Here is an 11,698-nt window from a genome sequence, read left to right as displayed (position 1 = left end):
AATAATATCTTAAAGTTGTTAACTTTACGAAATTTAATTTTTGATCCCAATTCAAATGAAAAAATTACTACTGCTAACTATTCTATTAACTAATTTTATCTCATATTCTCAGCTTAGTAATAAGCATTGGTTACCTCCTTTACATGCTAATGAAGATCAAGACACGAATTTAATACAAGACCATTATGTGTACTTGTCAACACCAGAACCGACCCCTTTTCTGGTTACAATAACTGATGGTCTTGGAATCCCAATTAACGGATCTCCATTTACAATTTCTCAAGGGAATCCCATAAGAGTATTAATTGGTAATAGTCAACCTTCAATAATGTTTCTAGATAAATCAGAGGTTGGATCTGTCAGTTCTAAAGGATTAATATTAGAAGGGATTTATGATTTCTATGTTAGTTTTAGAGTTCGATCGACAAATCATGCAGAATTTTTATCTTCTAAAGGGTTAACCGGAGCTGGAAAAATATTTAGATTAGGAAGTTTACCTCAAACGGATTTTGGAGGAATTAGAAATTTTGTATCTAGCTTTATGGCAACCGAAGATAACACTTCTGTTTCTTTGTCTGATTACGACCCAAACATTCTATTTATTAATGGAAACAACACATTAGTTACGCCTAATCAAAGTTTTAATTTAAATAAGGGAGAAAGTGTTGTTATATCTGGATATTCTATATCTCAAGCTAATCTAAATGGCTTTATAGGGGCTTTACTTACTTCTGACAAACCAATAATTGTTAACACAGGAAATCTGGCAGGAGGAATGTTAGCACAACAAGATGGTCAAGATTTCAATTTAGATCAAATTGTTCCTTTAGAACAGGTAGGAACTGAATATGTAATAATGAGAGGGAATGGCAGTAATGATTCTGAACAACCTCTAGTCATTGCTCACGAAGATAATACAGAAGTTTTTGTTAACAATCTCCCTTTCCCTATTGCAATTTTAAATGCTGGTGACTATTATCTAATCCCATCAAGTAATTTTCAAGGTACAAATTCAAACAGAAACATGTACATCAATAGTAGTAAACCTATTTTTCTTTATCAAATTGTAGCAGGTAGTATAAGTGACGCTACAAGTGGGTTTTATTTTATCCCACCTTTAAATTGCTTTTGGCAAAAAAGTGTAGATTTAATTCCAGATATTGAAAGAATTGGCCCTGTTGATAACTTTAATGGAAATATTATAATTGCTACTGAAACAGGATCAATTATAACAATTAATGATATTGTTAGCACCGCGACACCTATTCCTGTTTTAGGTAACCCAAATTGGATTACATATAAAATCCCTAATTTAACAGGAAATGTGAAAATTGAATCAACTGGAGCATTAGCAGTAGGTGTATTTGGAGCAAGTGGAAATTCTGGATATGGCGGTTATTTTTCTGGTTTTGGTAGCTTACCTAGAGATAGTGAAACAATAATATGCAGTAATGCAACTGTCGATTTGTTTGATAGAATTCCTGGAAACCCTGATACAGGAGGAACATGGTCATATAATAGTATTCCAAGAATTCCCAATAACGGACTTTTTGATCCTTTAACAGATCCTATTGGCAACTATGTATATACTTTCACTAAAACTTGTAATGGAGACACTAGAATTTTCCCTATAACTATTTCAGTTACAGAGATTCAAATAGCTCCATTTGCAGGAAACAACACTACAAAAACATTTTGCGCATCTGAAAGTCCGTTTGATTTATTTGCTCTTCTCGGCACAACAAATGCTTCTGGGAATTGGACGTTAAATGGATTACCTAGAGCAAACGGGATTATAAATCCTAGTATAGATCCAGCAGGAGATTATGTATACACAATCCCTGCAACTTCAGCTTGTGAAGCTGTTTCTACAACAGTTAATGTAAATATATATAGCTCACTACAATTAACAAATACTATTACCAACATTGAAACGTGTGATGATACTATAGATGGAGACACAAGCGGAGAATCTTTATTTACTCTAACAGACAAAGACAACCAAATAACAAATAATGCAACTGGATTAACCGTCAAATACTATGAAAATGAAATAGATGCTGAAAATGAAGCGCTAAATAATATAACATCAATAAGAGCGACAACAAGTAAAACTATCTATTTCAGATTGACAAATCCAAATGGATGTTACATCGTTTCTTCATTTAATCTAATTGTAAATCCATTACCTGTAATATCAAATGAAGTAACATTAAGTCAATGCGACACAAACAATGATGCCATTACCGATTTTAATTTAACTGAAGTAAATAGCATTATATCAACAGACACAAATTTATTTTTTAGCTATCATTTATCACAATCTGGAGCAGTCAATAACACTGCTTTAATAACTAACGAAACAACTTACACAGCTTCTAATGGTAATACCGTTTGGGCTAGAATAGAAACCACTAAAGGCTGTTTTAGAACAGCAAAAGTAAACTTAGTTGTTTCTGCTACAACTCTTACTTCAAATGATCATCTAGACATATATGAATGTGATAATTACATAAACACCAATGACCCTGAAAATGATGGCTTTGATTATTTTAATTTCAATAATACTAATGGCTCAATAAATGTAATCAATTATTTTAAAAATTTATTCCCTACAAATCAACGACCAAATCTAATTGTTACATTTTATGAGAATGAAACAGATGCTTTAGCTGAAGAAAATCAAATAACAAACATAAGTAATTACAGGAATAACACAGTTAATACTCAAACAATATGGGTAAGATTAGATAGTAATTTAAATAATGCCTGTTTTGGATTAGGACCATATTTAACTTTAAATGTAATTCCAGTTCCTGATGTTGATTTAGGCTCAAGCTTTGTATTGTGTGTAGATCCAATCACTAGCTTAGGCTCTCATATTGTAGATGCAACACCTACAACAAATGGAAGTTATTCATACACTTGGAATCCTTCAAATCCAAATACAGATAACTTAGGAAACGAAAATCATTTATTCAATATTACTCAAGCAGGAACCTATTCAGTAATTGTTACAAATAATACTACGGGTTGTCAGAATTCAGATACCATTCAAGTTATCATTTCTTCAGAACCTACCCAATTTGAAGCGAATATAATAAACCCTATTCTTTCAACAGGTCTTTCAACTATAGAAACATTCGCTTCTGGTGGTTTTGGAATTTATGAATATAGTTTAGATCAAATAGAATGGCAAACAAGCCCTATTTTTACAGATATTCCAAATGGAAGTTACATTGTATATGTAAGAGATATTCAAGGCTGTGGTATATTATCATCGAGTTCTTTGTATGCAATAACCTATCCTAATTTTTTCACACCAAATGGAGATGGATATAATGATTTTTGGAATATTTCAAATCTAGCTGAAACATTTGAACCAAAAATTTATATTTTTGACAGATATGGTAAACTAATTAAACAAATTAACCCTTATGGTAATGGATGGGATGGGACATTTAATGGACAAAACTTACCATCTACTGATTATTGGTTCAAATTAGAATACGTAGAAAATGGCACAAATAAAGAATTTAAATCACATTTTAGTTTAAAACGTTAATCATGGAAGGAACAATAAACACCGAGATAAAAAATAATATTGCTACTATTTCTTTCTTTCATCCAGCAGGAAACTCCTTCCCTAGTTCCCTTCTAAAAAAACTTTCAGATGAATTCAAAAGCTTAGGAAACTCTAACAAAATTTCAATAATTATATTAAAAAGCGAAGGAACAGGAGCATTTTGTGCTGGTGCATCTTTTGATGAATTATTGGCCGTGTCAAATCTTACAGAAGGAAGTTTGTTTTTCTCTGGTTTTGCAAATGTCATAAATGCTATGCGAAAATGCCCAAAACTTATTATTGGAAGAGCACACGGAAAAGCTGTTGGTGGTGGTGTAGGACTTTTGGCTGCTTGCGACTATGTATTTGGAACACATTCCGCAGATATCAAACTATCAGAGTTAGCTATTGGTATTGGTCCTTTTGTAATTGAACCTGCTGTAACCAGAAAAATAGGAAAAACAGCCATGTCTGAAATGACTTTAGAGCCTACAGCATGGAAACAAGCTACATGGGCATTAGAAAAAGGTCTTTTTGCTAAAATCTATCCTACTATTGACGAATTAGATTTAAACTTAAACACTTACACTAAAACACTTTCTAGCTATAACCCTGAAGCTTTATCTGAAATGAAAAAAGTTTTATGGGAAAAAACAGAAAACTGGGACACTTTGTTATTAGAAAGAGCAGCCATTTCAGGCAAATTAGTCCTATCTGATTTTACAAAAAAAGCTTTATTGCAATTCAAAAAGCAATAAAGCTTTTTGAATTTTATAACTTCCTCGTTTTTAACCAACCCGTAATACTCACTCTCTTTTGTTCTACAGGTTTTACTTCGTGTTCTAAAACATGGCTTTCAAAAACAACAACTCTCCCTTTTAAAGGGTAAATAGTAATCTCTTCATTAGGTTTATAGATAACCAATTCTCCTCCAAATTCAGGACTCCAATCTTCATGATTTAAATAACACACAATAGACAAACGTCTACTATCATCATTCTGAAAAGTATCCAAATGTCTTTTATAAAAAGTCCCTTTAGGATACAATGCATAATGAAATTCGCGCTCCCTAATGCCTAAAAAACAAGTTCTATTTAAATAGCTAGTAAAATCAGAAATTCTATCAAAAAAAACTTTCTCTGCTCCTACTGCTTCTTTTTCATCAATCCAAGAAATAAAATCACCTCTAATAGATTTTACAATTTGTTCATTAAAGACATTCCCTATTGCCGCTTTCTTAAATTCATCTTCTTCATACTTTAAAAGCAGAATATCCCTAAGATTTTCAACTTCTTTTTCTTCAAAGAAATCATCCACAATACTATATTGTTTTTCTAATAAATCTTGAACAATTTTCTCAAATACATCTTCCATTTAATGGCTTATTTTTAGAGCTACAAATATAACAGGAATTAAGTCTAATAGTTCCTTAAAATAATTATTACCTTTGCTTTTTTATATATTATGAATAAAATAAGAATTACGAAGCAATTTTCATTTGAAACAGGTCATGCTCTTTATGGGTATGATGGTAAATGTAAAAATGTTCATGGTCATAGTTACAAACTTTCTGTTACAGTAATAGGAACTCCTATTGCTGACAAAAGCAATGTAAAATATGGAATGGTTATCGATTTTGGAGATTTAAAAAAAATTGTAAAAGAAGAAATAGTTGATTTATTTGATCATGCTACTGTTTTTAACAAAAATACTCCACATATTGAACTTGCAAAAGAACTAGAAGACAGAGGTCATCATGTTATCCTTGTAGAATATCAACCTACAAGTGAAAATATGGTTATTGATTTTGCAGAAAAAATAAAAAGTAGACTACCAAAGGAAATTAAACTCTTTTCACTGAAACTTCAAGAAACAGAAACTTCTTTTGCAGAATGGTTTGCTTCTGATAATTAACAAAAATCCCTTTCAAAATTTGAAAGGGATTTTTTATTAATATGATTTTTATATTAGAATTGATATCCTATTCTAATTCCTCCAAAAATATCCGTAACGAAATCAGAACCTTTACTACCTGGATTAACAATTGTATCTAAATTATTTCCCTGTTTTGTTGATGTTTCACCATCTTTAACTTTAGTAGAAACAAAATTTAATCCTGCCTCAACACCTAAATATACTTTTTGAGCAATATAATAATCTGCTCCTGTAAAAATAGCTGCTCCAAATCTAGAATTTTTTTGTTCTGTTTTAATATAATTACCATTATCAGCAACTATTTCATCTGAATCTTTACCAAAACCAACAATCAAATCTACACCACCATAAGTAGATAGCCTATTAGAACCTGCAAAATGTTTTTCAACACCTACCTTAAAAGAATTATTGTTATTATTAGTATTTCTAATACCATTCACAACAAAAGGATTATCAACTGTAGAAGTTAACTCATCTTTTTCATTATCAATGCTCACGCCTAATCTAAGACCTATATCTTCTTTTAAAAAGTATCTAAACTTAAGAAGTCCACCTCCTAAATTAAAATTAGCATTATTTAAACCACCTGTCAAACCTACTTCAGTTGTTACAGTTCCTTCTAAAGGTTTGTAAGATGTCGATTCCTCTTGAGCGTTTATAAAATTAAACACTGTCAACGCAAAAGCGCATAAAACGATTTTTTTCATTTAGATTTTAAGTTTTAAATATTGTTTGTCCTGCAAACATACTTTATTCTCTAATATTATAATAATTTTATGCACTTTTTTTTCAAACTACATGTTTTTTAGTTTCTTATCTGTTTAAAATTACTCCTTTAATTCTCTTACTCCCATGTTATACAAAGTAAACACTTGCATATCAACATGTTCTTGAATAATTGCACTTACTGATTTCCCAGCACCATGCCCAGCATTTACATCAATACGAATTAAAACAGGATTATCCCCTGTTTGTTTCGCTTGTAGTTCCGCAGCAAATTTAAAACTATGCGCTGGAACAACTCTATCATCATGATCACCAGTCATTACCAATGTAGCTGGATATTTTGTTCCTGCTTTCACATTATGCACAGGAGAATATGCTTTTAAATAGTCAAACATTTCTTTACTCTGCTCTGAAGTTCCGTAATCATAAGCCCAACCAGCTCCTGCTGTAAAAGTATGATAGCGTAACATATCTAAAACACCAACACCTGGCAACGCTACTTTTATTAAATCTGGACGTTGAGTCATAGTAGCTCCAACAAGCAAACCTCCATTTGATCGTCCAGAAATTGCTAAATAATCAGATGTTGTATATTTTTCTTTTATTAGATATTCTGCAGCAGCAATAAAATCATCAAAAACATTTTGTTTTTGCATTTGAGTTCCTGCATCATGCCATTTTTTACCATATTCACCACCACCACGTAAGTTTGCAACAGCATAAACACCTCCATTTTCTAACCAAACAGCATTAGCAATACTAAAACTAGGTGTTAAACTAATATTGAATCCTCCATAGCCATATAACATTGTTGGATTTTTACCATTTAACTCAATTCCTTTTTTATATGTAATAATCATAGGAATTTTTGTCCCGTCTTTTGAAGTATAAAAAATCTGCTTTGATTCATAGTCTTCCGATTTAAAATCCACATTTGGTTTTTGGTATACTACTGATTCTCCAGATTTTGGATCAAAAGAATAAATTGTTCCAGGAGTTGTATAATTTGTAAAAGAAAAATATAAAGTAGCATCTTCTTTTCTTCCACCAAAACCACCAGCAGAACCTATTCCTGGTAATTCAATATCTCTCACTAATTTTCCGTCGTAATCATATTGTTTAATATATGACACTGCATCTTTAATATATTTAGCAAAAATATAATTACTCCCTGTTGAAATAGATAAAACATTTTCAGTTTCTGGAATAAAATCAACCCAATTAGCTTGTTTAGGGTTTGACAAATCAAAAGTCACTACACGTTGATTAGGCGCATTATAATTAGTAGACAAATAAAATTTTGTTCCTATATTATCAATTACACCATTATCACTATCAAAATTATTTACAATATTTACTATTGGACCATTTTTTACTAAATCTTTATAGTACAACTCATTTCCTGAAGTTGAATTAGATCCTGAGATAATTAAATAGTTTTCATCCTCGGTAACATATCCACCAACATATCTTCTTTTTTCATTTTGTCCAAAAATCAACTGATCTTCTTTTTGAGAAGTTCCTAACTTATGAAAATACAGTTTATGCTGATCTGTTTTCGCAGATAGCTCACTCCCTTTTGGTTTATCATAACTTGAATAATAAAATCCTTCATTTTTATACCAAGAAACACCACTAAACTTAATATCTACAATAGTATCTCCTATTATTTCTTTTGTTTCTGCGTTTAAAACAACTACTTTTCTCCAATCACTTCCGCCTTCAGAAATAGCATAAGCTACTAAAGAACCGTCTTTTGAAAAATTAACACCTCCTAAAGATGTAGTTCCGTCTTTTGAAAACGTATTTGGATCTAAGAAAATTTCTTCTTTTCCTGCCTCATTCTTTCTGTATAAAACAGATTGATTTTGCAAGCCATCATTTTTATAAAAATAAGTGTAATTCCCTTCTTTAAATGGAGCTGAAATTTTTTCATAATTCCATAATTTTTCCATTCTTTCTTTCAATTCTTTTCTAAATGGAATTTTTTCTAAGTATCCGAAAGTAACTTCGTTTTGAGCTTTTACCCAAGCTTCTGTTTCTGCACTTCTATCATCTTCAAGCCATCTATATGGGTCTTGAATTTGTTCTCCAAAATAAGTGTCTAAAGTATCTACTTTTTTAGTTTCAGGATATGTAACACTCATGTCTACAATTTCTTTAGGTTCTTCTTTCTTACAAGCAACAAAAGCAGTCGCGACTAAGAGTAAGGTTAAGCTTTTTTTCATTTATTAATTTTTAAGTTGTTTTACAAAAATAAGGGTTTTAAATGTTAAGTTATGTTAAAAAAAACCTCTGAAAATTCAGAGGTTTAAAAAGGGTGTTCTAAAACTTAATCTACCACGACCGGAAAACTCACTTCAGCATCAGTAGAGCCACCTGCATTTGTTATATCTCCATTTGAAACTCCATTTGCTGACTTATTTGGCAGATGTCTTAAAGTCACTGTTAGATTTCCAGTTGAACCAGATGTTCCTGCAACAAGACTAAACTCAAGACCTATTGGTTTTCCATTTGCATCAACATTTAATGCATCATACGTTATATTCCCAATACTTGCAGGTAATTGATAAAAAACCTGATGATCTTGTCCTTCTGCTTCTACCTCTTCTGTTATATTTCCTACTGGATTCTCTAATTCGTTTAAAAACTCAACACTTCCAGTATAACTTTCACCTGCAACTAAATTCCCTCCCGTTAAAATATATTCTGGAGGATTTGGACCATCTCCGTCTAAATCGGTTGATTTCATAACAATACTTGACGAGTTACTACTTAATAAAGTTATTTGAACAGTAGTTATAACTTCTTCTTCATTTACAGGCGCAGGAGAATCATCATTTGAACACGATGTTAGAAATAAAAATGATGAAATAAAAAGTGCTGAAAATTTTAAATTATTTTTCATAATTTGATTCTTTAATGTTTTTTAAAAATTTAATTTAATTTGAAATTGAAAATTCCTACCTAACTCGTCAACAAAAAAACGTTGCCTATTTAGATAATCTCTATATGTTGTGTTTAATATATTTTGAACAGAAAATGTAGTTGTTAAACTATTTTTTTTACTAATTTTAAAAGTCATTTCATTAGAAAAATGCAATAAATGATACCCCTTTGGAGGAGAGCTTATATCTACTAAAACAGGAGTTAGTACATCATCAACAATAATATTAGTATTAAAATTATTATTTGGGTATTGAGTTTGACGAAAAACCAATTCGCTTTTTAACTCCATAATCCAGTTATGCCAATCTTCTTTTCTATATTGAATTTTATTATTTAACGAAAAAGGAGGTATATCGATTAAATCTTCTTTATCCGATAAATTTCTTCCGCTTACATAAGCAAAACTAGCTTCATGAGAAAAATGTTCAGAAATTTTCCAATCTGAATTAAAATCAATCCCTACTAGCAAAGCATCAGATTGCTCAAATTCCCAAACAGGAAAAGCACCCCTAATTGTCGTTTCAAATCCTATAGGTCGCAAATACATAAAATTTGAAATATGATTTACAAATGGATTAACCTGAAAAACAAATGATTTCCAATTTTTCTTTAAAGTTGTATTCACTTTAAAAGCTTGCTCTCTCTTTAAACGTAAATCTCCTAGTTCAATTTGACCAGTAGAATGATGCAATCCATCACTAAACAACTCTGAAGGATTTGGATTTCTAGACGCTAAACTCAAATTAACCAACCACTCAATGTCATGATGGAATTGCTTTCTTAATCCTATACTACCTGTCAAATTATGATAATTAAATCGTGGCTTAGTCAACCATTGATTTCCTTCTTCACCAACAATAAAATTTGAAAACATAGCATTATATCCACGTTCTTCCCATCTAGATTTTAAATAATATTTGGTTGCTTCAATAGTAGTAAAATCATATCGCAAACCTGATTCTAAAACAAGAGAATTATTAATCGAATAACTAGCAATTCCATAATATCCAAAATCTAATTTTTCATAACTTGGAATAAGTGGACGAATTCCTGTATTTGGATTTGCAAAATTATTTTGATACCCAAAATTAACCCCAGTTTTCAATTTCCAATCTTCGAAAGATGTTTTATAATCAATTAGAAAAGTATGTGTTGCTAGCTGTAAGTCTAAAGCTGCCTTATTATTAGCGCTACCCCTTCTCACATCAAATTCTAATCTATTATTAAATTGAAAAGCATATTGAAAATCTAAAGAACTAGCATCATTTATCCATTGTTGATAATTTAACTTAACTAAATGATGTTGTACTTCTTGTTTCGGAGCATCTAAATCATAAGTAAAATTACCTTTTACACTAGGAACTTTATTCGTAATTGAATTGTACAAATCATTTACATTACCAATATGAGATGCCTTTATAATCCCAATTTGTGCATTGTAAAAACTATACATAACATTGAAATTATATTTTTCTTTAGCATATCGAATACTTCCTGAAAAATTTTGTTCTCTATTACCTGAATTTGAAAGAATATAATTTGGTGTTTCTCTATCTCCTAAATACTTAAAAGTCCCTAAGGCATTCCAACTCCATCCATACACATTCCCCTTTTGAATGTTTGAACTTATGCTTCCTCCTCTTCCATTAGATGCTACACCTAAAATTGTTTTTCCTACCAAAGTATCTTTTCGGATTATTTGAGGTTCAACAATAACAACTCCTCCAATAGCATCTCCTCCATATTGCAAAGCAGAAGCACCTTTAATGACGGTAATTTTACCTGCGGAATTTACATCAAAATTTGGAGCATGCTCTGTTCCCCACTGCTGATCTTCCAAACGAACATTATCATTAATAATTGGCACTCTAGTACTATGCAATCCATTAATAACAGGCTTTACAATTGTACTTCCTGTTTTCAAAATAGAAACTCCAGAAATCTCTTTTAATGCATCACCCAGTGTTTGACTACTATATTTTTCAATAATTTTACCTTTTATAACTTGCTCATTACTACTTTCACTCTTAGTATTTTTACTTTGTTGAACAGAAATAGCATCAAGTTTAACAACATCAGGAAACAATTGACGATTAATAGTCAAACCTATTGTAAGATTTATCATTTCATCAATAGGCTTATAACCTATATATGAAATATACATTTTTTGATTTCCTTGTGGAACATCTTTTAAAACATAAGTACCATCAATAGATGTTGAACTTGTTTTATTAGCAATATGGATATGGACATCTCTTAAAGGCAAACCATTTTCATCAGTAATAACTCCACTGATAGTCAGTTGAGAAAAACTTAAATAACTTACAAATAAGAAAAATAAGATATAATTGAATCGCATTTTCTTAGTTTAAAAATATAAACACACCGTATTATTTTTAATAATACTATTAAGAACACATTTTAAGGTAAAGTCTTTTTAATGACTACCTTCTATAAGTTGCTATTATAACAACTTAATAACTATAACCATTTAAATATTGTTTTTGAAATCTATTAAAGATA

Annotated in this window: 8 protein-coding genes; 3 read left to right on the top strand and 5 right to left on the bottom strand. The window is 30.7% G+C overall.

The features are described from left to right. Nucleotides 1–55 precede the first annotated feature (55 nt). Nucleotides 56–3,565, top strand: coding sequence for a T9SS type B sorting domain-containing protein (locus SY27_RS12870; protein WP_045970904.1), 3,510 nt, complete (start codon nucleotides 56–58; stop codon nucleotides 3,563–3,565). A gap of 2 nt (nucleotides 3,566–3,567) precedes the next feature. Beyond that, nucleotides 3,568–4,323 carry an enoyl-CoA hydratase/isomerase family protein gene (locus SY27_RS12865; RefSeq protein ID WP_045970902.1) on the top strand — a complete coding sequence of 252 codons (756 nt, stop codon included), beginning with the start codon at nucleotides 3,568–3,570 and terminating at the stop codon, nucleotides 4,321–4,323. A 13-nt stretch (nucleotides 4,324–4,336) separates the two neighbouring features. Here the strand turns inward: SY27_RS12865 and SY27_RS12860 are convergent, their stop codons facing one another. Beyond that, complete coding sequence (locus SY27_RS12860; protein ID WP_045970900.1) at nucleotides 4,337–4,939, bottom strand: 2OG-Fe(II) oxygenase; 603 nt, start codon at nucleotides 4,937–4,939, stop codon at nucleotides 4,337–4,339. A 90-nt stretch (nucleotides 4,940–5,029) separates the two neighbouring features. On the opposite strand from SY27_RS12860, the gene SY27_RS12855 reads away from it, so the two are divergent. After that, nucleotides 5,030–5,479 carry a 6-carboxytetrahydropterin synthase gene (locus tag SY27_RS12855; protein ID WP_045970897.1) on the top strand — a complete coding sequence of 150 codons (450 nt, stop codon included), beginning with the start codon at nucleotides 5,030–5,032 and terminating at the stop codon, nucleotides 5,477–5,479. A 53-nt stretch (nucleotides 5,480–5,532) separates the two neighbouring features. Here SY27_RS12855 and SY27_RS12850 read toward each other — a convergent pair whose 3' ends face one another. The 4 genes from SY27_RS12850 to SY27_RS12835 all read right to left on the bottom strand — a co-directional run bounded on the left by SY27_RS12850 (nucleotide 5,533) and on the right by SY27_RS12835 (nucleotide 11,534). Then, nucleotides 5,533–6,207 carry a hypothetical protein gene (locus SY27_RS12850; RefSeq protein ID WP_052705329.1) on the bottom strand — a complete coding sequence of 225 codons (675 nt, stop codon included), beginning with the start codon at nucleotides 6,205–6,207 and terminating at the stop codon, nucleotides 5,533–5,535. Between the two features lie 120 nt (nucleotides 6,208–6,327). Further along, the gene (locus tag SY27_RS12845) at nucleotides 6,328–8,454 is read right to left on the bottom strand and encodes a prolyl oligopeptidase family protein (protein ID WP_045970896.1); all 2,127 of its coding nucleotides are present in this window, start codon (nucleotides 8,452–8,454) and stop codon (nucleotides 6,328–6,330) included. A 104-nt stretch (nucleotides 8,455–8,558) separates the two neighbouring features. Further along, complete coding sequence (locus tag SY27_RS12840) at nucleotides 8,559–9,134, bottom strand: hypothetical protein (protein ID WP_045970895.1); 576 nt, start codon at nucleotides 9,132–9,134, stop codon at nucleotides 8,559–8,561. A 21-nt stretch (nucleotides 9,135–9,155) separates the two neighbouring features. Then, nucleotides 9,156–11,534: a TonB-dependent receptor plug domain-containing protein gene (locus tag SY27_RS12835; RefSeq protein WP_045970894.1), complete on the bottom strand. Its 2,379-nt coding sequence runs from the start codon at nucleotides 11,532–11,534 to the stop codon at nucleotides 9,156–9,158. Nucleotides 11,535–11,698 lie beyond the last annotated feature (164 nt).

Origin of the sequence: Flavobacterium sp. 316 (assembly GCF_000967805.1) — a bacterium.
Lineage (GTDB): Bacteria > Bacteroidota > Bacteroidia > Flavobacteriales > Flavobacteriaceae > Flavobacterium > Flavobacterium sediminilitoris.
Note: the sequence above shows the minus strand (reverse complement) of the source record. Positions and strands in the feature narration are given on the sequence as shown.